General features: G+C 46.7%; 25 protein-coding genes. 12 read left to right on the forward strand and 13 right to left on the reverse strand.

Translation table 11 applies throughout. The annotated features are described in order from the left end of the window. The first annotated feature begins 14 nt into the window (after positions 1-14). The 4 genes from upp to hda all read left to right on the forward strand — a co-directional run bounded on the left by upp (position 15) and on the right by hda (position 3968). Positions 15-641 carry a uracil phosphoribosyltransferase gene (upp, locus tag I2494_RS14950; protein WP_130592941.1) on the forward strand — a complete coding sequence of 209 codons (627 nt, stop codon included), beginning with the start codon at positions 15-17 and terminating at the stop codon, positions 639-641. A 137-nt stretch (positions 642-778) separates the two neighbouring features. Next, complete coding sequence (locus tag I2494_RS14955; protein WP_218467680.1) at positions 779-1621, forward strand: endonuclease/exonuclease/phosphatase family protein; 843 nt, start codon at positions 779-781, stop codon at positions 1619-1621. A gap of 277 nt (positions 1622-1898) precedes the next feature. Beyond that, positions 1899-3173: a uracil-xanthine permease family protein gene (locus I2494_RS14960; RefSeq protein ID WP_218467681.1), complete on the forward strand. Its 1275-nt coding sequence runs from the start codon at positions 1899-1901 to the stop codon at positions 3171-3173. Positions 3174-3260: 87 nt separating this feature from the next. After that, entirely contained in the window at positions 3261-3968 is a 708-nt protein-coding gene (gene hda / locus I2494_RS14965) for a DnaA inactivator Hda (RefSeq protein WP_130592938.1), read from the forward strand. Positions 3969-3983: 15 nt separating this feature from the next. On the opposite strand, the gene I2494_RS14970 is transcribed toward hda, so the two are convergent. The 3 genes from I2494_RS14970 to bepA are packed head-to-tail and all read right to left on the reverse strand — an operon-like array spanning position 3984 to position 6306. Further along, positions 3984-4433 (reverse strand): hypothetical protein, encoded by a 450-nt coding sequence (locus I2494_RS14970; protein ID WP_218467682.1) that lies wholly within the window; start codon positions 4431-4433, stop codon positions 3984-3986. Positions 4434-4463: 30 nt separating this feature from the next. Then, positions 4464-4814 carry an arsenate reductase (glutaredoxin) gene (arsC, locus tag I2494_RS14975; protein WP_218467683.1) on the reverse strand — a complete coding sequence of 117 codons (351 nt, stop codon included), beginning with the start codon at positions 4812-4814 and terminating at the stop codon, positions 4464-4466. A gap of 25 nt (positions 4815-4839) precedes the next feature. Beyond that, positions 4840-6306: a beta-barrel assembly-enhancing protease gene (gene bepA / locus I2494_RS14980; protein WP_218467684.1), complete on the reverse strand. Its 1467-nt coding sequence runs from the start codon at positions 6304-6306 to the stop codon at positions 4840-4842. 414 nt (positions 6307-6720) lie between these two features. Between bepA and I2494_RS14985 the strand changes: the two genes are divergently transcribed. Further along, positions 6721-7788, forward strand: coding sequence for an AI-2E family transporter (locus I2494_RS14985; protein ID WP_130592934.1), 1068 nt, complete (start codon positions 6721-6723; stop codon positions 7786-7788). A 61-nt stretch (positions 7789-7849) separates the two neighbouring features. Here I2494_RS14985 and bcp read toward each other — a convergent pair whose 3' ends face one another. Next, positions 7850-8320, reverse strand: coding sequence for a thioredoxin-dependent thiol peroxidase (gene bcp, locus I2494_RS14990; RefSeq protein ID WP_130593760.1), 471 nt, complete (start codon positions 8318-8320; stop codon positions 7850-7852). A 19-nt stretch (positions 8321-8339) separates the two neighbouring features. Next, positions 8340-8891 (reverse strand): glycine cleavage system transcriptional repressor, encoded by a 552-nt coding sequence (locus tag I2494_RS14995; protein ID WP_130592933.1) that lies wholly within the window; start codon positions 8889-8891, stop codon positions 8340-8342. 144 nt (positions 8892-9035) lie between these two features. Between I2494_RS14995 and dapA the strand changes: the two genes are divergently transcribed. The 5 genes from dapA to I2494_RS15020 all read left to right on the forward strand — a co-directional run bounded on the left by dapA (position 9036) and on the right by I2494_RS15020 (position 13408). Beyond that, on the forward strand, positions 9036-9914 hold the full coding sequence (dapA, locus tag I2494_RS15000; protein ID WP_218467685.1) for a 4-hydroxy-tetrahydrodipicolinate synthase: 879 nt from the start codon (positions 9036-9038) through the stop codon (positions 9912-9914). A gap of 16 nt (positions 9915-9930) precedes the next feature. Next, entirely contained in the window at positions 9931-10968 is a 1038-nt protein-coding gene (bamC, locus tag I2494_RS15005; RefSeq protein ID WP_218467686.1) for an outer membrane protein assembly factor BamC, read from the forward strand. A gap of 85 nt (positions 10969-11053) precedes the next feature. Beyond that, entirely contained in the window at positions 11054-11767 is a 714-nt protein-coding gene (gene purC / locus I2494_RS15010; protein WP_130592930.1) for a phosphoribosylaminoimidazolesuccinocarboxamide synthase, read from the forward strand. Between the two features lie 216 nt (positions 11768-11983). Further along, on the forward strand, positions 11984-12859 hold the full coding sequence (gene ypfJ / locus I2494_RS15015; RefSeq protein ID WP_218467687.1) for a KPN_02809 family neutral zinc metallopeptidase: 876 nt from the start codon (positions 11984-11986) through the stop codon (positions 12857-12859). 96 nt (positions 12860-12955) lie between these two features. Next, positions 12956-13408, forward strand: coding sequence for a DUF441 domain-containing protein (locus I2494_RS15020; RefSeq protein WP_218467688.1), 453 nt, complete (start codon positions 12956-12958; stop codon positions 13406-13408). Here I2494_RS15020 and I2494_RS15025 read toward each other — a convergent pair. Further along, positions 13385-13744, reverse strand: a complete 360-nt coding sequence (locus tag I2494_RS15025) for a helix-turn-helix domain-containing protein (protein WP_218467689.1) — start codon at positions 13742-13744, stop codon at positions 13385-13387. The genes I2494_RS15020 and I2494_RS15025 overlap by 24 nt on opposite strands. A gap of 37 nt (positions 13745-13781) precedes the next feature. Further along, complete coding sequence (locus tag I2494_RS15030) at positions 13782-14417, reverse strand: FMN-dependent NADH-azoreductase (RefSeq protein WP_218467690.1); 636 nt, start codon at positions 14415-14417, stop codon at positions 13782-13784. A 471-nt stretch (positions 14418-14888) separates the two neighbouring features. Between I2494_RS15030 and I2494_RS15035 the strand changes: the two genes are divergently transcribed. Next, complete coding sequence (locus tag I2494_RS15035) at positions 14889-15785, forward strand: LysR substrate-binding domain-containing protein (RefSeq protein ID WP_218467691.1); 897 nt, start codon at positions 14889-14891, stop codon at positions 15783-15785. A 73-nt stretch (positions 15786-15858) separates the two neighbouring features. Continuing rightward, positions 15859-17913 (forward strand): tRNA(Met) cytidine acetyltransferase TmcA, encoded by a 2055-nt coding sequence (locus I2494_RS15040; protein ID WP_228350975.1) that lies wholly within the window; start codon positions 15859-15861, stop codon positions 17911-17913. Positions 17914-17923: 10 nt separating this feature from the next. On the opposite strand, the gene I2494_RS15045 is transcribed toward I2494_RS15040, so the two are convergent. The 6 genes from I2494_RS15045 to narQ all read right to left on the reverse strand — a co-directional run bounded on the left by I2494_RS15045 (position 17924) and on the right by narQ (position 22966). Further along, positions 17924-18121: a YpfN family protein gene (locus I2494_RS15045; RefSeq protein ID WP_130592924.1), complete on the reverse strand. Its 198-nt coding sequence runs from the start codon at positions 18119-18121 to the stop codon at positions 17924-17926. After that, on the reverse strand, positions 18091-18801 hold the full coding sequence (locus tag I2494_RS15050; RefSeq protein WP_218467692.1) for a M15 family metallopeptidase: 711 nt from the start codon (positions 18799-18801) through the stop codon (positions 18091-18093). Before I2494_RS15050 ends, I2494_RS15045 begins: the two co-directional genes overlap by 31 nt. After that, positions 18798-19934, reverse strand: coding sequence for a succinyl-diaminopimelate desuccinylase (gene dapE / locus I2494_RS15055; protein ID WP_218467693.1), 1137 nt, complete (start codon positions 19932-19934; stop codon positions 18798-18800). The genes I2494_RS15050 and dapE overlap by 4 nt, the downstream gene beginning before the upstream one ends. Further along, entirely contained in the window at positions 19934-20299 is a 366-nt protein-coding gene (locus I2494_RS15060) for an ArsC family reductase (protein ID WP_228350976.1), read from the reverse strand. Before I2494_RS15060 ends, dapE begins: the two co-directional genes overlap by 1 nt. A gap of 278 nt (positions 20300-20577) precedes the next feature. Then, the gene (gene narL, locus I2494_RS15065) at positions 20578-21207 is read right to left on the reverse strand and encodes a two-component system response regulator NarL (RefSeq protein WP_228350977.1); all 630 of its coding nucleotides are present in this window, start codon (positions 21205-21207) and stop codon (positions 20578-20580) included. A gap of 67 nt (positions 21208-21274) precedes the next feature. Beyond that, positions 21275-22966 carry a nitrate/nitrite two-component system sensor histidine kinase NarQ gene (gene narQ, locus I2494_RS15070; RefSeq protein ID WP_218467695.1) on the reverse strand — a complete coding sequence of 564 codons (1692 nt, stop codon included), beginning with the start codon at positions 22964-22966 and terminating at the stop codon, positions 21275-21277. Positions 22967-23146 lie beyond the last annotated feature (180 nt).

Below are 23146 nucleotides of genomic sequence, written 5' to 3' on the forward strand. Positions count from 1 at the left end.
TGGGAGAGGAATAAATGAAGATCGTTGTAGTTAAGCATCCGCTGGTTAAGCATAAGTTAGGCCTGATGCGTGAAGAAGATATCAGCACTAAACGTTTTCGTGAATTAGCCTCAGAGGTTGGTAGTTTACTGACTTACGAAGCAACCGCAGATTTAGAAACTGAAAAAGTTACTATCAATGGCTGGAACGGCCCGGTAGAAATCGAGCAAATTAAAGGTAAGAAAATCACTGTTGTACCAATTCTGCGTGCCGGTTTGGGCATGATGGAAGGGGTATTAGAGCACGTTCCAAGCGCACGTATCAGCGTCGTGGGTGTGTACCGTGACGAAGAAACTCTGCAACCGGTGCCTTATTTCCAAAAACTGGTTTCCAATATTGAAGAGCGTATGGCACTGGTAGTTGACCCTATGTTGGCAACCGGTGGCTCGATGATTGCAACCATCGACTTACTGAAAAAAGCAGGCTGTCAGTCAATTAAAGTTCTGGTACTGGTTGCTGCACCTGAAGGCGTTGAAGCCTTAGAAAAAGCACATCCGGACGTTGAGCTGTATACCGCTTCTATCGATCAGGGCTTAAACGAAAAAGGCTATATCATTCCGGGTCTGGGTGACGCGGGCGATAAAATCTTTGGTACTAAGTAATTAGTTAACTGATATCCAACAAGGATGTTGTTGCCGGGACCGGTGTTGATTGCGCTACCCATTCTACCTCTGATAATTATGGTGGAGCATCAGTAGCCGGTACCCGTTTGGTTATTAATAAAAATAAGGTGTGTCGTATGCCACGTTACAATTATTTTTTAGCTGCAATATTCTCCTTATCTTTCGCTTCTCCGGTCTGGAGTAGTGAAGCCCCTGTTAATCATGCCAACAGCAATGCCAATAGCCGGGAAGTGGCCAGTGCACTGGGTGGTATCACCAACAAGACATTTTCCTTAAAAGAAGCGCCAGTACTGAAGGTGGCTTCTTTCAATATCGCTGCCGGTAAAGTCAGTGATATGACGGCGATAGCTAAAGCCATTAAAGCCATGAATGTTGATATTGTTGCGCTACAGGAAGTGGACAAACTGACTGCACGTAGCGGTAAAGTGGATCAATTGGCTGAATTAATGAAGCTAACCGGTATGCACGGTGTGTTTGGTCGGGCTATTGACTATGATGGTGGCGAATACGGTCTGGCTTATCTGTCTAAATATCCAATTAAAGATCAGGTGATTTATCCCCTACCTTCAGGCCAGCGGGAACAACGCATTGCGTTTGTGGCTAAGGTTGAAATACCTAATTTCGCAGTACCCGTTACCGTAGTGAATGCTCATCTGGATACTAAAGAAGATCCGGCGATGCGTTTGGATCAGGTGAGAGAGCTAAACGACCGCACCATTGAAATCCGCGGTATCAAGCTGTTGTTCGGCGATATGAACGATGTGCCACAGAGCGTAACCTGGCAGGAATTAAATCGTTACTGGAATGATATTCAACCGGGTGACAAAGATGGTCGCAGTTGGCCTGCTGAAAATGCCGAAATCAAGGTAGACTATATCTTTACCGGCAATGCACAACGTTGGCATCTGGATAATCTTACTATTCCAAATGCCACCGGTGAGTGGGCAGGTATTAACTGACCATCGGTCAGTGACCATCTCCCCATCGTGGCGGAACTCAGGATGACTGAGCAATAAACAGATAAATATGGGCGACAGGATCGCCCATATTTATGGATGCAAGTTGGCTAATAGTATGGTGGTTTGCCTAAGTATCCGGGTGTTATCAGGCTAAAAAATCAGCCTACAGTAGTAATAATAAGTCATAAGAAATTAGTTACAGGCAAGACGACCGGCGTTCAAGTAAGTGTGTAGCAGCGCCGGATAACAACATCATTTCAAACTAGAGGTTTATTTTATGCAACAGCCGTCAATGACCGGCGCACAGCCACCTGCCTGGCAGAACGTTCTGGTGGGAGCTCAAATGCTGTTTGTGGCATTTGGTGCGTTAGTACTGGTACCGCTGATCACAGGGTTAGATACCAACGTAGCACTGTTTACCGCAGGCTTCGGTACCTTGTTGTTTCAACTCTGTACTAAAGGTAAGGTGCCGGTATTTCTGGCGTCATCTTTCGCCTTTATTGTTCCTATCAGTTACGGCGTTCAAACCTGGGGGATCCCGGCCACCATGGGTGGACTGTTTGCAGCCGGTGTGATGTACATGATTTTTGGTGGCCTGATTAAGCTGCGCGGTTCAAATATTATCGAAAGGCTGCTGCCACCGGTTGTTACCGGCCCAATGATTGCAATCATTGGTCTGACACTGGCACCTGCGGCGGTCAACATGGCATTAGGCAAAAGCGGAGATGGTGGTTCAGTGATTCTGGGGGATTACCGTACCGCACTGTTTATTTCTATGCTGTCACTGTTGACTACCTTACTGGTAGCCGTTTGGGCTAAAGGTATTTTCCGTTTAATCCCAATTTTATCCGGTATTGTGGTTGGCTATGTTGCCGCACTAATGATGGGGATCGTTAACTTCCAACCGGTATTGGATGCGCCGTGGTTTGCTATTCCTAACTTTACCGCACCGGAATTTCACTGGCAGGCGATTCTGTTTATGTTACCGGTAGTGATTGCGCCAACGATTGAGCACGTTGGCGATATTATGGCGATTAGTTCGGTTTCCGGTAAAGATTACGCGAAAGACCCGGGGCTGCACCGTACGCTGGCGGGCGATGGCCTGGCCACTTCGGCGGCCGCCTGCTTTGGTGGCCCTCCTTGTATTACCTATGCAGAAGTTATCGGGGCAGTCACACTGACTCGTAACTTTAATCCATTAGTGATGACTTTTGCTGCCTGTTGGGCAGTGTTCATGTCATTTATCGGTAAGATTGGTGCTTTCCTGAATACTATTCCATCGGTGGTGATGGGCGGTATCATGGTGCTGCTGTTTGGTTCAATTGCGGCAGTAGGTATCAATATTCTGGTGAAAAATCGGGTAGATCTGTCCGTTGCACGTAATTTGTGTATCGTCTCTATCGTTCTGGTGTTCGGTATCGGTGGTATGGTGTTTAACTTTGGTCAGTATTCACTACAAGGTATCAGCCTGTGTGGTGTGATCGCGATTCTGTTAAACCTGATCCTGCCTAAAGCGCCGGTTCATCCTGAATCAGAGAAATCAGTCCATTAATTTGGCTACCGGCAACCTTGTGTTGCCGGTTCTCCCTCTCACTTCGGTATGATAGACTGATGCGGTTTTTGGTTTTTTTAGTTTGAGGTGTTTCTGAATACATCGACGCAGCTATCTTTTCCTCTCTATCTTTCTGATGATGAGCGGTTTGCCAGCTTTTATCCCGGCGAAAATGCGTCGCTGCTTTCTGCTATTCATTCCGCACTGGAACAAGAACACAGTACTTATATCTACTTCTGGTCTGGCGATGCCAGTGGAAAGAGCCATCTGCTTAATGCTGCCTGTTCTGCACTCTCTCAAAAGGGTATGGCTGTAGGCTATGTACCCTTAGATAAGCGCACCTATTTTGTGCCTGAAGTGCTGGACGGTATGGAGCAACTGGCACTGGTCTGTATTGATAATATTGAATGTATTGCCGGTGACAGCGAGTGGGAAATGGCCATCTTCAACCTGTATAACCGCATCCTTGAAACCGGATTTACCCGGCTGTTGATTAGCGGCGATGTTCCACCTCGTCAACTGAACCTGTCTCTGCCCGATTTGGCTTCACGTCTGGATTGGGGGCAAATCTATCGATTACATCCATTGTCAGACGAAGACAAACTTCAGGCGCTGATTCTACGGGCAAAACTACGCGGTTTTGAACTACCGGAAGACGTGGGGCGTTTTCTGCTGAAGAGACTTGAGCGGGATATGCGAACTCTGTTTGAAACGTTGGACCGTTTAGATTCGGCATCTATCACGGCCCAACGTAAATTAACCATTCCTTTTGTTAAAGAAGCGCTGGAGCTATAAGCTTCATACACCATTTCATAACGTACAGGGCTGAAAACGCTCGAAATCAGTTCTGGTTTCACCCATTTGACCATAAGTGACATTAATGATCAGTTCATCAAGGTCGGAAACCATCGAATAGGGCCGGTCTTTATTGGCTTTTTTCATCGCCTCATAAAACGGTTGATAAAAGTCAGCGGTTTGCCCTTGAGGATCGTATTTGAGACTGACATAAAATACCGGGTAATCCCCACCATTACATACTTTAGCCGCGGTGACATCGACATCGTATTTGGCTAAAACATCACGGGTTGCAGGCTTCCAGTCTTTTAGTACAACATCCCTACAGTCATGGGTTATTTCGGTAAATAGCCTGGTTTTCTCCAGAGAGGGAATATACTCAGCGGCGAAAAGGCTGCCAGACATAACCAAACCGGCAAAGAACAGGTTACCCATAAATAATGAGTGTAGATGTGACTTTTTCATTATTCATCCTTAAATAACGTGGGCGTAGATTCAGATAATTTCCAGTACATTTTCTGGTGGTCGACCTAATCTTGCATGCTTACCGACTACCACAATAGGGCGTTCAATCAGTTTAGGGTTAGTGGTCATCGCGTCAATCAGTGCCTGCTCTGAGGCATCCGCCAGATTTAGCTCTTTATACAAGTCTTCTTTAGTGCGGATAAGTTGACGAGCGGAACTGAAGTTTAACTGTTTTAACAGGGTGTGAATCTGTTTGCTGTCGGGTGGTGTATCCATATACAACACAACATCAGGTTTAATCCCTTTTTCTTCTAACAGCTCCAGCGTTTTTCTACTGGTACTACAACGAGGGTTATGAAAAATAGTTACGGTTTTAGTCATTATTATTGTTCTCCTGAGGTCATTCTTAAGATCGGTCAAACTGTTTAAAGCGCTGTTGCAACTGGCGTAATTGGTCGATACGTGCGTCATAACGAGCCTGTTTCAGGCTTCCAACCTGCACCGAAGCGCTGGCGGTAGTCAGCATATTAATCGCCTGATCGAGGCGACCTACCAGTGCCATACTCTCTGCCCGGGCTGCTAACTCTTCGTCACGTAACCCCTGATCGGCAGCGGCTTTCGCCAGCAAGTCCCAACCGTTAGGATCTTCCGGGTGGCTATAGGTATAGCGATTAAGCAAGGTGGTCGCTTTGGCTGTCTGGCGGGCTTCAATATAGGCATTACCCAGATTGAGCTGTAATACAGCACTGTTTGGCTGGCTCTTAATTGCCTGTTCTAAACGGCTGACAGCTTGTGGAGCTCGGTTTTGCTCCAAATCGATATCGGTGGCCAGATCGAGGAACCAAACATTGTTGGGTTGCTGAGTTAACAGTGGCTGAATAATGTTACGAGCGGCATCGAACTGCTTGGATTTGTAGTAGAGGATCGCCTGACCATATTTTCCTGCCATCTGTTCACGGGCATTGCCTTTTTTATAATCATCCAGCATAAACTGGCTTAGCCCATCCATACCGCCGTACATGCCCAGTACCCGCAGTTTAGCGAACAGATAATCCTGTGAAGAGGCGACCACTTTATGACCTAACTGTGCTGCACGGCTGCGGGTGTCAGACATACGACTGTCTGGCAATGGGTGAGTCAGTAACATTTCTGGTGGTTTACTGGCATAACGATATTTATCCGCCAGTTTTTGCATAAAGTCAGGCATCGCCATTGGATCAAAACCAGCGCGTTGCAGTACGCGAATGCCGATACGGTCAGCTTCCTGTTCATTAGACTGAGTGAAACTGATCATACCCTGTTGGGTTCCGGCAATAGTCGTGCTTAATGCCGCCATGCCTGCCTGTGGGTTAGCCATCGCCAGTAAAATCGAACCTAAAGCACCAACCCAGGTCAATGGCGCATTACGCTGCTGTTCTTCCATAGCGCGCGCTAAATGGCGTTGAGTAACGTGTGAAATTTCGTGAGCCATGACTGAAGCTAACTGACTCTCATCGTCCGTTTCGCGAAACAGGGAAGAGTGCAGAACTACGTTGCCGCCAAAGAAGGCGAAGGCGTTGATCTCATTATTCTGGATAAGATAAAAATGAAAGGGTGTTCTTACCGCATCGGCTTTAGAAACCAGCTTTTGACCGAGGCTATTTACATAATCGGTCAGTAATGGATCGTAAATCAGTGGGGCGCCGGAGCGCAGTTGCCGCAGGTAAAAGTCACCCATCAGCAGTTCTTGATTAATACTGAGTGTACCACCGGCAGTGGTACCAATATCCGGCAGGTCGCTGGCAGTATCAGCGATAACCGGAATGACCGGGCTGCATAGCAGCGTACTACCTAATAAGGTGACGAGTAAGGATTTACCAAAACGGGTGGACATATCGATATCAATTCCAGAAGTTATATTAACCTACATAACATGCTCTGTTGCTGATGCAATAAGAGCCGTTTTCCCTAAACTTACATTGGTCTGCATTTTCCCGATAAAACCATCGGGTTACCTTAAATCTTATCGTGTTAACGGGTGGTTTGTTGCTATTATAGCGATAGCTCCGGTTAGCCATCCTTCAGTATGCAATACATGATAAATTATCACTGTTATGCGGCGGTTGCACCGAATAACTGAAGCTTAGCTGAGGCATTTCCGGGCGATAGTTTACTCACCTGATAATGTAGACAACGAATATCATGTTTTGTCCTGTCTATTTCTGTTCTTCCTATAGGTTTTTTTATTCGAATCTATATGAAGCACTGAAACGGATTCAATGAAAGATTTTCTCCCCCGGAGGTTGTTATGTTGGAGATGTTGTCTCGCTGGTATCGCCGGCGTTTCACTGACCCCCAGGCCGTAGCGTTATTGATTATTTTAGTTGTAGGCTTCGGTATTATCTATTTTTTCCATGGTATTTTGGCGCCGCTATTAGTGGCAATTGTACTGGCTTATTTACTGGAATGGCCAACCACCAAAATACAAGATATGGGGCTTTCTCGTGGTTTAGCTGCGACCAGCGTGATCATTCTGTTTGGTGGAATCATGTGTGTAGCCATTCTGGTCGTGATGCCGGCAGCATGGCAGCAGGGGGTGAATCTGGTTGCGGATATGCCGAAGATGCTAAATCGTTTTCATGATTTCGCTGCAACGCTTCCTGCTCGTTATCCGGCGTTAGTTGACGCAGGCATTATTGATTTATTTGCGGAAAATCTGCGTACCAAACTGGCCGGTCTGGCGGATTCAGTAGTGAAATACTCGATGGCATCACTGATGGGGCTATTAACGCTGGCGATCTATTTGATTCTGGTGCCGCTGATGGTGTTCTTCTTGCTGAAAGATAAACGTCAGATGATTTATGCGGTACATCGCATATTACCGCGTAACCGTGGGTTGGCAGGTAAAGTATGGCTGGAGATGAACCAACAAATTACTAACTATATTCGCGGCAAAGTAGTTGAGATTGTGATTGTTGGTGTGGCCACTTATCTGGTGTTCTGGTTTATGGATATGCGCTATTCCCTGTTGTTGGCGGTATTGGTTGGGATATCGGTATTAATTCCTTATATCGGCGCAGTGCTAATCACCATACCGGTGTTTATTGTGGCGTTATTTCAGTGGGGAATCGGGCCTGATTTCTGGACGCTGGTTATTGCCTATCTGGTGGTTCAGGGGCTGGACAGTAACATACTGGTGCCATTTTTATTTTCAGAAGCAGTTAACCTGCATCCGTTGGTGATTATTCTGTCGGTAGTGATTTTTGGTGGGCTGTGGGGATTCTGGGGTGTGTTCTTTGCGATTCCTCTGGCGACACTGGTTAAAGCGGTTATTCACGTTTGGCCGGACGATTTGATAGCAGAGAATCTGCGTTAAAAAAAACGAAACAAACAACGGCTACCTCCCCTGATGGGGTAGCCGTTGCCATAAAAATCCGTCAACCTTTACCGTTTAGATAGTTCAGTACAATCTCATGGTGGTTGTTGGTTTTGAAATCATCAAAGACTTTTTCAATTTTTCCATCAGTGCCAACTAAAAAGCTGATGCGATGAATTCCATCATAGGTTTTACCCATAAAGGTTTTTTCACCCCAAACACCAAACAGTTCGCAAACTTGATGTTCCTCGTCAGAAAGCAGCGTAAAGTTCAGCAGATCTCTTTCAACAAAGCGAGATAGCTTTTCTGGTTTATCAGTACTGATACCCAGAATGTCTACGCCGAGTTTTTTTAGTTCATCCATGTTATCCCGTAATCCGCAGGCTTGTACGGTACAACCTGGCGTCATGGCTTTTGGATAAAAATAGATAAGAACTCTCTGCCCTTGAAAATCACTCAGGCTGATATCTTCACCATCTTGATCCGGGAGTGTAAATTCAGGGGCGGTATCACCGGCTTTTAATGGGTTTATCACTAGTTCCGTCCTTTTTTCATGCTTGTGGATTGATTACGATGTTAATACTGCCTTGTGCATTTAGTTCTGTACAGAGGCAATAGAAATCTTGTTCAACCTTTTTATGCGTGCCGGTCAGGGCACTGTGTAAAGTAATCTCAATATACAGCTTAGCTTCTTTTGTTATTTCGCAAATGCTGGTTTTTGAAGTAAGTTCAGCAATGCTGGTTTCTGCTGCATCAAATAAGTTGGTAAAGCGTTCAATCAAGTGGGGTGAATCTTTTACCTCTACTTTTACCCACATCGTGACCGGCATGGGAGGGCGAGGGTGCTGAGTTGTGCGCTTCATCACAATCAATAGCTCTAATTCCACCCCTTTTTGTGGCAAAGTAGATTCGAGCAGCATCATGGCGCTCCATCCACCGGAAAGCAGCATAATAAAAGTAAATTCTTCACCCAACAGTGCCAGACGGCTATCCTCTATATTACAGCCGCAGCTACTGACATGCCGGGTAATAGTATTGACTATTCCCGGGCGATCGGTACCCAAGGCGGTAATGACAAGGTAATATTCAGATTGCTGTGGCACGTTAAAACTTCCTGCCTGAAAATGGTGATACTATGGTAAACATAAAAAAATCACCCAGACAAGCAGTTAGAGTGATGTTGTTGCTTGCTTTTCGCTATTGGTCAAAAGTACCATGTTCGATATGTCTATTAAGGGGAATCGCTTATGTTTACGGGAAGTATGGTTGCACTGGTTACGCCAATGGACTCAACAGGTTCAGTTGACCGCGCCAGTTTAAAAAAACTGATTGATTATCATGTGGCTAGCGGCACTGTCGCGATCGTTTCCGTAGGCACCACCGGGGAATCCGCCACGCTTAATCATCATGAACATGTTGATGTAGTGAAATTAACGTTAGATTTAGCCGATGGTCGTATTCCTGTGATCGCCGGAACCGGTGCGAATGCGACGGCGGAAGCCATTTCTCTGACTCAGCATTTCAACGATACCGGCGTTATTGGTTGTTTATCAGTAACACCCTATTACAATAAGCCAACTCAGGAAGGTTTATTCCAGCATTTTAAAGCGATCGCCGAGCATACCGATTTGCCTCAGATCCTTTATAATGTTCCTGGTCGCACCGGTTGTGATATGTTACCTGAAACCGTTGCCCGTTTAGCGGAAGTGCCAAACATTGTTGCATTGAAAGATGCAACCGGTAACTTAAGCCGGGTTAGCCAGACTCAGGCGCTGGTAGGAAATGATTTTAAATTGCTCAGCGGTGACGATGCGACCTCTTTAGAGTTTATGCAGTTAGGTGGTCACGGTGTGATTTCCGTTACGGCAAACGTTGCTGCGCGTGAAATCGCCAAATTATGTGAATTGGCTGCGCAAGGAAACTTTGCAGAAGCTCGTTGTCTTAATGAACGGATAATGCCTTTGCATCTGAAATTGTTTGTTGAATCCAACCCAATTCCAGTGAAGTGGGCATGTTATCGTTTAGGTTTAATTGCTGATGATACAATGCGGTTACCAATGACTCCGCTGGCGCAAAGCGCCCGGCCGATAGTTGAACAGGCGTTAAAGTCTGCTGGTCTGCTATAAATTTTAGGAAAAATTAATGGTTCATTCATTACAGAAAATAGTTGGTGTCTCGCTGGTTGTGCTGCTGGCTGCTTGTTCTAACGATCAGACATATAAGCATCAGGTAAGTGGCGATGAAGACTATTTAAAAGCCCCTGCGTTAAAGGAATTACGCGCGCCGGCAGGAATGATATTGCCTGTTCAGAACGGTCAGTATGCGGTAAGTAATAACGCTGTCTCAACCGGTAACGTTGGTTTAGCACTGGATATTCGCCCGCCATCTCAGCCTCTGGCTCTGATGACCGGATCGCGAGTACAGTACAGTGCAAATACCGCCACGCTTTCATTAGAGAACAGCAGCAAGTATCAGGCGTTGTGGTCTCAGGTTATTGCGGTTCTTGAGCAGAAAGGCTATCGCATTGCCGATCGTCAGGATGCCAACCAAACGCTGACAACTGACTGGGTTAACTGGCAGCGTAGCGATGAAAACGTCGCTCACAGTGCCCGTTATCAAATCGCGGTTCAGCCTCAGGGTTATCAGAACCAACTGTCAGTGAAAGTGCTGGAACTGAAAGCCGGTGATAAAACGGTGTCTGATGCAGCTTCCATGCAGCGCTACAGTATCAGTATGCTGAATGCTATTACTGAAGGTTTAGATAAAACTCAGAGCAACCTGAGTTCTCAACAGGCTGCAAAAGCAGGTGGTAGTATCGTTCTGCAAGCTGCTCACGATGATACTGGTTTACCAGTAGTCATTGTACGCGCGCCTTATACTAACGTTTGGGAGCGTCTGCCAACGGTGCTGGAAAATGTAGGCATGAAGATTAACGATCGTAATAAGCAACTTGGCTTAATTACCGTGACCTTCAAGTCATCAAACAGTAACTGGGCAGCATTGAGTGTGCCAAATCCAGATTTGAAAAACGGTGATTACAAAATTCAGGTGGGCGATTTAGATAATCGCAGCAGCCTGCAATTTAGTACCGATAAAGGCCAGGTGTTGAAAGAGTCAGAAAACAACGCACTGGTTACGGTTCTGCAATCCGCATTTAACCATAGCTTGATAGCTGAATAATGAAAAAAGGGGCTAAGCGCCCCTTTTTTATTTCACGTTTAGTAATAAAAACCATCACATTTGAAATCAACGGAGAAAACTGAAGATGCAAAAGGTAGCCGAACTTTATCGTGGTAAGGCAAAAACCGTTTATACAACAGAGGATCCGGATCTGCTAGTTCTGGAATTTCGTAATGACACTTCAGCCCTGGACGGTGAGCGCATTGAGCAGTTCGATCGTAAAGGAATGGTCAATAATAAATTTAACTATTTCATTATGAGCAAGCTGGAAGAGGCGGGAATTCCGACTCAGATGGTGCGTCTGCTTTCTGATACTGAAGTACTGGTTAAGAAGCTGGAGATGGTGCCGGTTGAATGTGTAATCCGCAACCGTGCTGCGGGATCTCTGGTGCGTCGTTTAGGCGTAAAAGAGGGAATGGAACTTAGCCCACCGCTGTTCGACCTGTTTTTGAAAAACGATGCCATGCATGACCCAATGATCAACGAATCTTATTGCACCACTTTTGGCTGGGTGAATGAGTCTAATCTGGCGCGTATGAAAGAGCTGACCTATAAAGCCAACGACGTGCTGAAAAAACTGTTTGATGATGCCGGTCTGATTCTGGTGGACTTTAAGCTGGAGTTTGGTCTGTTTAAAGGCGAAATTGTGTTGGGTGATGAGTTCTCCCCGGACGGTAGCCGCCTGTGGGATAAAACAACGCTTAACAAAATGGATAAAGACCGTTTCCGCCAAAGCCTGGGTGGCTTGATTGAAGCGTACGAAGAGGTAGCACACCGTCTCGGTATTAATTTGGACTAGTTGCGCAATCGATTCCGTAAGGTCTGTGTCACTGTTAAAAGCCGGTTTATCCGGCTTTTTGCTTATCTGGTGATGGTGATTTTTACAATAAAAATATGCTTTATTATTCGTGTTATCCTGCTTCACCAGAGCTTTTTATGTTTTGCTGCATATACTCAGGTTATATAATGTAAGTATTGGCCTGAATTATGGCCGTTGATGATGAGAGACAAGATTATGCGTTGGCAAGGTCGTCGGGAAAGCGATAACGTTGAAGATCGCCGTAGTGAGTCAGGTGGTTTTTCTCGTGGAATGGGTGGCGGCGGTATGCGAGTACCCAGGGGTAAAGGTGGATTGGTTCTGCTGGTAGTGGTGCTGGTGGCCGGATACTACGGCGTAGATCTGACGCCACTGCTAAACGGTGGCGATGTACAACCTACTCAGCAAAGCCAGGCTCTTTCTCCGCAGGATAACGAAAAGGCTAAATTCACCTCAGTGGTGCTGGCCTCTACCGAAGACACCTGGGATGCCATCTTTAAAAAAGAGGGCGGTAACTATCAGGATCCTAAACTGGTGCTGTATCGCGGCGCAACCCGTACCGGTTGCGGTACCGGTGAATCAGTGATGGGGCCATTCTATTGCCCGGCGGATAAGACCGTATATATCGATCTGTCGTTTTATCAGGATATGGAAACTCGTCTGAAAGCCGGTGGTGATTTTGCTCAGGCCTACGTTGTTGCTCATGAAGTTGGCCACCATGTACAAAATCTGATGGGTATTGCTAATAAAGTTCGTGCGATGCAGCAGCAATCCCGTAGCCAGGCCGAAGTGAACCGTCTCTCTGTGAAGCAAGAGTTGCAGGCAGACTGCTTTGCCGGAGTCTGGGGGCACAGTATGCAAAAACAGCAAGTACTAGAAATGGGTGATATGGAAGAAGCGCTCAACGCAGCTCAGGCGATTGGTGATGACCGCCTGCAAAAGCAAAGCAGCGGCCGCGTTATTCCGGATAGTTTTACTCACGGTACTTCACAGCAGCGTTATACCTGGTTCAAACGCGGTTTTGATTCGGGTGATTTCCGCCAGTGTGATACTTTCTCAACCGATAAACTGTAACGCTTTTGATTATTTGCGGTATGATGAATATCGGAATTTCTTAACCGATATTCATCAAGCATTTATTTGTATCTTCATTTATGAGAATTACCGCAAATGCCCAGTATTGACCCCACACTGATTATCCTGCTGGTATTGGCCGGGCTAGGTATTCTTAGCCACAACAATACCGTCACTATCGCCATTCTTGTTCTGCTTATCCTCCGCCTGACCCCACTCGAAGCTGCATTTCCAATGGTGCAGAAATATGGATTAACCGTGGGTATTACCATATTGACCATCGCGGTGATGACACCGCTGGCTAACGGTAAAATGAGTCCGGCCATGTTGTTGCAGGTGTTTGTTAACTGGAAGTCGATAGTCGCAATCATTATCGGGATTGCCGTAGCCTGGCTGGGGGGGCGAGGGGTAACGCTGATGACCAGCCAGCCCACCATTGTGGCGGGTCTGCTGATTGGTACCATTATTGGCGTGGCATTTTTCCGCGGAGTGCCGGTAGGCCCATTGATTGCTGCCGGAATGGTATCACTGATTGTTGGCCGAACCTGACGATTGATTGGTTAGTGAAAACCGGCGATAGCGGGATGGTGAAGTGGCAAAATACTTTTTAAATGCCCGACAAAAGCTTTGCTGAGAATCAAATTGATATTTCGCCGCGATATCGGCCACGGTTACCCGGCTCTTTTTTAATTCACTGGCAGCATTATTGAGTCGCTGGATGCGAATGTAAGAGGCGAGTGGATAACCGGTGATGCTCTTAAACATTCGCTGCAGATGCCATGGAGAGTAGCCTGACCTCGAAGCAACAGTTTTGATATTAAGCGGCTCCTGAAGATTATCCTCAATCCAGTTAGTGAGTTGATTGATCACATTGGTGTGAAACATGCGTTTTCCCTCCTGTGAGTGATTGTCTGACTGTGATTCAGGCTGGTTGTGCCATCGCTGGTAAATTAAACATCTGACTGATTTGCTGCATAGCATTAGCCACTGCTACATCTCTGCCGGGATGGGACATACTGACACCCTCTGCCCGAACCATATGAATGTCCTTTAAACCTAATGTGCCCAACATGGAAACCAGATAAGGCTCCTGAAAATCATGAGCTAAACCTTCCCCACGGCTATAAATACCGCCGCGAGATGAGGCGATAAATACAGGTCTGTCTTTCAGTAAGCCAACCGGGCCACCAGATGCGTAACGGAAGGTTTTTCCTGCCTGACAAATCAGATCCAGCCAGGTTTTCAGATGGCTGGAAATGGAGTGGTTGTACATTGGAGAGCCAATAACCAAAACATCACACATTTTCAGCTGTTCGATGGCCTGATTAACGGCTGCGATTTCTGCCAGGGCGTTATCTGATAGATTTGTGCTCTGGTGTGAACGCTGGCAGGTCATGGCTTCTGCTGACAGGTGTGGCGGTGGATTAGTGCCATAGTCCTGATAAACGACATTGACTTCAGGCTCTGTTCGCTGCAATGCGGTAACAATGGCGGCTGACAGCTCCCGGGAGACAGAGTTTTCGATAAAGGGGCTGGAGTCGATATGTAAGATATTCATAAAAATTTGTTCCTGTTGTTTGTGTTTTTTACCTAACATATTGCTTGTTAATAAAAAGACATTCAGTTTTGAGTATGTTTCGTCCACTAATAGTGCAGTATCTAAATTAACCATAGTGCGAGTGGCCGAGCAGGAGGCGTTAAGGCGAACGCCTCCTGCACCTCCGCGCCTTCGCACCCGAATCCAGGTCGCCTGACGGCGACTTCCCTCCGCCTTTATTCGGGTTTACGCACCGGCATGGATTCGTTCCAGACGAAGCCATGCCTCGCCAAACTTCCATGTTTGGCGTGCTACCCTCATTCAGTTGTCGGCTGAATTCCAGTGCTATTCTGGAAGGTCAAGACCTCTCTTAATCAATAGTTCGTTTCCTATTGCTTGTGTTTTATTAACCGGGATAAGAATATTCGTTGCATAATTAATGTGAAATATTTAAATTTGAAACATATCGTTCCATTTTCAGGACAATAAGAAATGAGTCGGGATTTAAATGATATGGCCTATTTTGCTGCGGTTGTTCAGCACCATGGTTTTACTGCGGCAGGTAAAGCGCTGGGCGTTTCGAAATCCTTAATCAGTCGACGGGTAGCGGAACTGGAGACGCATTTGGGAGTCAGGTTGTTACAGCGCTCTTCCCGTAAGCTGCAAATTACCGACATTGGGCAAAAATATGCTGAACAGTGCGTCAAAATGCTGGAGCAGGCAGAAGTGGCCCAACAGATAATTGATGATATCTCCGGTCAGCCAAAAGGGCGCTTAAGGATCAGTGCTCCAGTGATGATGAGTGAAGTTTTGATCGGCCCTTTGGTACAGGACTTTCTGGCTCAATATCATGAAGTGCAAATTGACTTACTGGCGATTAATCGTGATGTGGATATTCTTGATGAAGGAATAGACATTGCATTTCAGGCCAAGCCATTACCGTTGGCTGATTCGAATTTACATATGAAAAGTCTGGGAAATCAGCGGGACTGGCTGGTTGCCAGCCCTGATTTCGTTGCTCAGAACAGTAATCAATTAACTCTGGAAGGATTAAGTTGTTTACCTACCCTGAGTCGTAGCCGGATGAGTCATTGGGTATTAGAGAATGAGCAACAGCAGCGGGTGAAAATAGATATACAGCCTCGGCTGTCAGCAAACAACCTTAATGTGCTGGTTCAGGCGGCGGCTAAGGGCTTGGGCGTTACGTTAATTCCGGAATATGACTGTTACAAAGCTATCGATGACGGACGTTTGGTTCAGGTGTTACCACAGTGGCGCTCGCCATCAACTCATGTGCATGCCATCTTTGCTTCCAGTAAGGGGTTATCTCTGGTCTGTCGCACCTTTCTGGATTATATGGCTGAACAATTACGTCCCAGATTTAACTGATATGTATTCACCCATAATATGCATATAATCAGCTACCAAACACATCAATCAATCATAAAGTGATAGATCAGCGATGAATATTGATTTAGCGCCTTACCTTAGTCAGATGCAGCAGTATGGCGTACGTCGCCTGCTGATTTTAAGCGGTGAGGTGGAGTGGTGTCGCCAGCAGGCGTTAGGTTTCACCCGTCAATATTCCGGTGACTGGCTGTGGATAGCTGATAGCTCATTATCAGATTACCCGCATCTACAGCGAAAACCAGAAGCGGTGCAAAATCTGTTAGGCTCAGAGTTTCACCATGCAGTGTTTGATGCCACTGAAGGTCTCAATGCGGAAGCATTAATTGCCGTTTCCGGTACTTTGTCATTCGGGAGCCTGCTGGTGTTGTTGCTACCGGAATGGAGCCGTCTGGAGCAGCAACCGGATAATGACAGTTTGCGCTGGAGTGAAGCATCTGAAGCGATTAAGACTCCCAATTTTATTCAGCATATTAAACGCCAACTGAATACTGCCCCTGAGGTACTACTCTGGCTACAGGACGGTGAATTTACCGGTCAATTACTGACAGAACGAAAAACATGGCTGATGCCCGATGGTTCTCCAACAGAAGAGCAACAACATTTACTGGAGAGTCTACGGCAGGCAGATACCGGTACCTATGTATTAATTGCCGGTCGCGGACGGGGGAAATCTGCACTGGCAGGTATGCTTGCTGCTCAGTGGACTGGCAAAGGTGAATGCTGGTTAACGGCACCGGCTCAGGCATCCGGAAATACTTTACAACAATGGGCCGACGGGAAGGTTAGCTTTTGGGCGCCGGATGCACTGTTGGCGCAGTGTCAGAAAGAATTACCGCAACATGTCGACTGGCTAATTATTGATGAAGCCGCTGCAATACCGACTTCACAACTTTATCGTTTAATTGCCTGTTTTCCCAGAGTATTACTCACCACCACCGTTCAGGGCTATGAGGGGAGCGGTAGAGGGTTTTTATTAAAGTTCTGTGCGGGGCTGGCCGATATGCACCTGCTAAATCTGCAACAGCCCATTCGCTGGGCGGAAAACGATCCGCTGGAACGCTGTATTCATCAATTATTGCTGGTAGAAGCTGAAAATAGCCTGAGTGAGCAACCGGGTAAGCTGCAGCAGATTATCGAGATTAATCAGCATCAATTAGCCAATAACGAAAAGCTACTTAATCAATTCTACGGTTTATTAACCAGCGCCCATTACCGTACTACTCCGCTGGACTTACGCCGCTTGTTTGATGCGCCGGGCTTATCGTTTTCCGTTGGTCTGGATGACAAACAGTCAGTGATTGCCGCACTGTGGTTGGTGGATGAAGGCGGACTCTCTCCGGATTTGGCACGCGAAGTCTGGGCTGGGCGTCGGCGACCCCGGGGGAATCTGGTGGCACAGTCATTAGCGGCGCATGGCGCCGAATATCTGGCGCCTCAGTTACGTTCTGCCAGAATTAGCCGTATTGCTGTTGTCTCTTCTATGCGCCGTCAGGGTATTGCCCGAGCTCTTATTGCTCAGCAAATTGAACGGACAAAACAGCGTGGTTTGGACTATCTGTCAGTGAGTTTTGGCTATACCGACGAATTATGGCAATTTTGGCAGGCCTGTGGTTTTGAGCTCATTCATATGGGAAGCCATCAGGAAGCCAGCAGTGGATGCTATGCGGCAATGGCGATTGTGCCTTTTAGTCAGGACGCGGTGTTACTCGCCAGAAGGGCCAAACGGCAGTTTTTACTTAATCAGCTGCTGTCTTGTGTCAAATTGCATCATGTTAATGATATTGCCCCGGCAGAATTAGCCGAAGAGGACTGGCGTGAGCTGGCTGGCTTTGCGTTTGCCCATCGTACACTGGAGGCCTGTCAGGTATCACTGTATCGCCTGTTACGCCATCAGGTCGCTCAGTGTCATAGTTTAAGGCCGTTGTTAGAAGGGCAGGCAACCGTAGAGCAGTTGATAAAAGAAGGTAATCTCAGTGGACGTAAATCGTTGGTGCAGCAATGGCGACAAGAAGTTGCTGAGGCGCTGTTGATACTAAATTCAGAGAAATGCCGCTACTGGAAAAACTGGGTAGTCGCCCGGCTACCGGCTATCAGTCCGGTAGCTTAGGGGCGATAGTCTACTTCTTATTATTACGGTTCCACTCTTCGTCTTCCTCTTTGTCCCATGCCGCGTTGTTATCCCGGTGAGGAGGAAGCTTTGAGTTCTCTTTCATTGAGCGGTCATAATTCACTTTGTACAGTGCTTTTATGCCATTGATAATCATACCGACCAGAATGATCAGGATTACCCACCAGTAGTCTGCGAGCCAATGCATGATGATGACACTCCGTTGGGTGGGGTGATAAAACGTTTAAATATCTGGTTAAGATGGCAAGAGAGCCAGCTAAAACCCGCAATGTCTTTATCCTGCCAGGCCGACAGCAACAGCTCTGGTGTCAACAGATGTTCAGCCTGTTGAGCCAGTGGATAATAGCTGAGGTGCCATGGCTCTACGGCAACACCGCCTTGGTCGCTGACGAAAGGTCGATAGAAACCGTATCTATTCATATTAGCGCTTAACCAACAGGTTAGCGGATAAAAATAACCATTTTCTTCATATTCCCAGGGTTCCAACTGTAGTTTTTCCCCTTCAGGTAACAGGTCGGGATCGTAAATATCCAGATCGGTACCCCAATGATGACGGCTGGCTCCCGGCATTGCTGACCAGCGTAAAATTGCGCAGCAGCGTTGTTCATCGTCCAGTGCTGATATATCCATCGGTTGGCTCATGGCATCCATCACCGGACGCCGGCCGATAAACTTTTCATTCCAAATCATTTGCTGACGGGCAAAATCACGAAAGGTACTGGCAGGCTGAAGGTTAAATCCAGCCTCTTTTGCCGCGGCCTGCATAGCAAGGAAAGCGTTAACCGCTTCCAACTGTAGGCGATGATTTCCTGTCAGTGTAACCAGATGTTCTTCGCTCTGGCCGGTCAACATAGCAGGAGTCATCATACTAATAGCTGCTCCATGATTTTTTGGTACATACGGCTAAGCAGCTGCAAATCAGATGCTTTAACGCATTCGTTCACTTTATGAATGGTCGCATTCACCGGCCCAAGTTCTACTACCTGAGTTCCTAATTGAGCAATAAAACGACCGTCAGAAGTGCCGCCGTTCGTCAGTAACTGGGGTGTAGTCGCCGCGTAATACTCCACCGCATGGGACACCGCATCAACCAGTTTACCGCGCGGGGTCAGGAAGGGTTTTCCGGACAGGTTCCATTCGATGGTATAGCGTAACTGGTGACGCTCCAGCATGGCTTGCACCTGATGCATAATTTGTTCGTGGGTCAGCTCTGTACTGTAACGGAAGTTGAACTGCACAAACATCTTTCCGGGAATCACGTTATTACTACCGGTTCCGGCGCGGATATTGGCGATTTGCATGCTGGTGGCCGGGAAGAATTCATTGCCTCTGTCCCATTCGGTATTCACCAGTTCATTGATAAATGGCGTAGCGCGGTGAACCGGGTTATCCGCCAGATGAGGATAAGCCACGTGCCCCTGAGTACCATGGATGGTCAAATTGGCGGTGATTGAACCTCTGCGCCCGTTTTTAACCACGTCGCCTACGCGTTCGGTGCTGGAGGGTTCTCCCACCAGGCAGTAATCAACCCGCTCACGGCGAGCGGCTAATGCTTCAACCACTTTAACCGTGCCGTTAACCGCACTGGCTTCTTCATCGGAAGTGATGAGAAAGGCCAGACGTCCACTATGGTTAGGATCAGCGGCAACAAAACGTTCGGCAGCCACCACCATGGCAGCCAAAGAGCCTTTCATATCTGCTGCACCACGACCATACAGAAAGCCGTCCTGAATGGTGGGTTCAAACGGGGGTTGATGCCAATGGCTTTCATCACCGGCTGGAACCACATCGGTATGACCAGCAAACGCCAGAGTAGGGGCGCCATCATGACCGCCGCGCCATGCCCAGAAGTTAAGGGTGTCGCCAAAATTCATCTCTTCAACGGTAAAGCCTATGGCTTTTAGCCGTTCAATCATCATCTGCTGGCAGCCTTCATCATGCGGGCTTAAAGAAGGGCGCTTAATTAACTGCTGTGCCAGAGTAATCACCGGACAGAACATTATTTATCTCCACCGGTAAATTGCTGATAGCTGTCCACCGAAAATCCTAACAGCATTTTGTCATCAGCAACCAGCACCGGACGTTTAATGATGGATGGTTGTTCCAGCATGAGTGTTTTAGCGCCGGCCTCAGTAGCTGCCGCTGCCTTTTGATCGTCAGTCAGCTTGCGCCAGGTTGTTCCGCGAGTGTTGAGCAGCGGCTCCCAGCCTAAACCATCAATAAGCTGTTGTAGCAATTGGTCATCTAGACCATCGGTGCGGTAATCGTGAAAACGATAGTCGATCTGGTGTTCTTCCAGCCAGCGGCGGGCTTTTTTGATGGTATCGCAATTCTTAATGCCGTAGAGGCTGTATGTCGTTTTCAAAGAGGTTCCCTCATCAGTCAAAATTAGTACACCTGCCGTAAACTTACCCGTTCAGCAAAAGGCTGACAAAGCAGAGAGGATAGCTAATAAATTTACCATTAAATCAGCGGGGATGGGGAAAGTATTTCAAAGGTATTAAAGTATAAAAGAGAAGATGAAAAGCTAATAAAAAATTACCAATCCATTAAATGCGGTTCGACAGTTAACGGTTGGCAATAAAAAACCGGACTCCCCATCGAAAGCCCGGTTCTTTCACCGAATTGAATCTTAACTTAACGTTACTGGCTTTTTCTTTCCAGATACATCACGGTTGCCGCCACGCGTGAACGAACGTTCAGCTTACGCAGCATATTACGGATATGTACTTTTACCGTCTCTTCGGAAATGTGTAAATGAGAGGCGATTTGTTTGTTAGACATACCGCGAGCCACTTCCTGCAACACATCTAACTCACGTTCAGTTAATGATTCAAATGGATCGCTTTGATCATCCCGGGTCTCGAGATATTCAAGAATAATGTCGCTAAACACATTCTCGCCGTTGGCTGCCTGCAGAATTTTCTTCAGTAGTAGCTCCGGCTCGCTGTCTTTCAGCAAATAACCATCGGCTCCGGCATCAATTAGTGCATAAATATCGCTGCGGGAATCAGATACCGTTAGCACAATAATCCGAGCCGCAATTCCCTCATTACGCAGGGCTTTTAAGGTGTCCAGACCCGACAGACCTTTCATGTTCAGGTCTAGCAGAATCAGGTCAGGTAGCAACTGACAGGCATAAGTCACAGCTTCATTGCCGTTACTGGCTTCTGCCACAATATTGAGTGAAGGTTCCAGTTCAAGCAATTGCCGGACTCCACGTCGCATCAGGGGATGATCGTCTACGATCAAAATATTGCACTGTTCTTGCACTGTTATTACTCCATTCTTTTTAAAATTATTGAAAGGTGCCGCAAATCTATTTATAACCTTGCCATTCTTATTGTTGAGGGAAGATGAGACGTACTAATGTCCCACCGCCTTCATGCGGCCCAATGGTTAACGTTCCACCTAAACGTGAAGCTCGCTCGCTCATAATGTTGAGTCCGTAATGTCCTTCGGGCTCATCTAAACTTTTTATACCGGCCCCGTTGTCGGTAATGGTAATCATATTGTTACCGTCATTCGTAGGCTCACAGTGGATACTAATCAGGCTCGCATTAGCGTGTTTTATGGCATTCAGAACCGCCTCACGAACAATTTGTAATGCGTGAACCTGTTGTTGTGCATTTAATGCCTGTGACGAAAGGGCACAGTGCATTTGAATAGGAACCTCTGTTTGCGCTTGTAATGGGGTGATTAACTGATTTAGCGCTTCGTGCAAGTCAGCTTCCTGAATTGTGAGTCGGAATGTGGCTAATAGTTCCCTAAGCTGACGATAAGCACTGGACAGCGCCTGATCAAAATCAGTAATTACACTCATAGCTTGCTCATTATTACTGGGAATAACACGTTTTAGCAAGGTGAGTTGAATACGCAAAAAAGAAAGTGATTGTGCCAGCGAGTCGTGAAGTTCACGGGCTATCGTGGCTCGTTCTTCCATCAGTAATACTTGCAAGTAACGCTTTTGTGCCCGGTTAAAATAGATTCCCCGGCTAAGAATATTACTTACGTTTTCAATTAATTGTGGATGAACGGCGGTGTCTGAACATTGCCAACTCATCTTACCCAGAATCTGTTCATCTTGTTGTAGAGGAAGATGCTGCCAAACGCGGTTTTCATCTTCATCACCTTCTTCAAGTACCCAACGACCTTCTCCGCTATCCTGAATTTCCAGACGAATCGCCACCATATTTTCACTGGTACGGACAATATGCAGAACCTGTTCGAAACACTGACGATCAACCTGGCTGACACTCAGGGCTTGAAGACAATCGTACAAAACGCCCAGTGAGCGATTGGCCTGAGTTAGTTTGACGGTTTTCTCTTCTACTTTTTCTGCCAGCGATTGGTACATCTTTTCTAAATCAGATGACATGGAGGTAAAAGCCGTAGCTAATACGCCCAATTCATTATGTTGTCCTACATCTAACGGCTGGTGGTCAAAACGCCCGGTCTGAATATAGTGGCTGGCTGTTACCATGCGGTTAAGCGGATCGACAATTTCCCGACGGCTGAAGTGAATAACATAAAATACCAGTCCAATGGTGCTCAACACGCTGATGATACTGATAAAAACCGCGGCTTTGAGTTTCAGTTCAGAAAATAGCTGAATGGCAAGTACGAACTCATTAATTTCATTAACGTAATCGGCTAACTGATTGATATAGACATCGCCGTTATTGTGCGTCAGTTCTTGTTCAAGTTCCTGCCAGCGATCCAGTAAAGTTTGGTACTTTTGTTGTATATCCGCCGGAAAGTAAAATTCGTTAATCTCTTTTAATGCGGGAGCATTAATCGACAATGCATACTGTCGGATATGGGAGTTCAGGTAAGGGGAGTTGGTGGTCAGGTCATAGGCCAGACGGTAACTCTGCATACGCAAAGAACCCGATATATTGATGGCTTCGGCATCCGTACGGCTGGCAGCTAACGAAATCAAAGCAAGCCCGGTAGAAAGAATGGAGAGGATCACGATTGCGATCAGCATACGGGCGATACTATTGGTTACTGAGCGTTTAACTGAAGCCATAAATCCCCAAAGCGTTAATTGATTTGTACCTTGTTATATTCATAAACCAGAGCAAATTATCACCCTATCAATGCTAATCTGTGGTGATGGTAAGCTGCTTTTTGGTTAGTCTACTGATTATTCTGCTGGGTTTTAACTCAAAAATAACCAAATAAAATGCCGTGCAGGTCAAATATTGGG

The organism is Limnobaculum allomyrinae (assembly GCF_016649425.1).
Taxonomy (GTDB): domain Bacteria; phylum Pseudomonadota; class Gammaproteobacteria; order Enterobacterales; family Enterobacteriaceae; genus Limnobaculum; species Limnobaculum allomyrinae.